The 296-nt window shown below is 54.4% G+C and carries 1 pseudogene; it reads right to left on the reverse strand.

What is annotated here, in order from left to right:
- Positions 1–296: pseudogene (locus ACFVYJ_RS13730) on the reverse strand (cell division protein FtsA); the annotation flags it as partial.

Here is a 296-nt window from a genome sequence, read left to right on the forward strand (position 1 = left end):
ATAGCGCCACCGGTGAAGATAGAGATATCCGAGGTGCCGCCACCAATATCCACCATGCAGACACCCAGCTCTTTTTCATCATCGGTCAGCACCGAGTAGCTGGAGGCCAACTGCTCCAACACCACATGGTCCACTTCCATACCGCAGCGACGGATACATTTTTCGATATTCTGATGCGCGTTCACTGACGCGGTTACCAGGTGCACCTTGGCTTCCAGTCGCACACCGGACATGCCCAGTGGCTCTTTGATGCCTTCCTGACTGTCGATTTCGTACTCCTGCGGCAAGATATGCAG

Origin of the sequence: Pontibacter sp. JAM-7 (genome assembly GCF_048548695.2) — a bacterium.
In the GTDB taxonomy this organism is placed as follows: Bacteria; Pseudomonadota; Gammaproteobacteria; order Pseudomonadales; family Balneatricaceae; genus Neptuniibacter.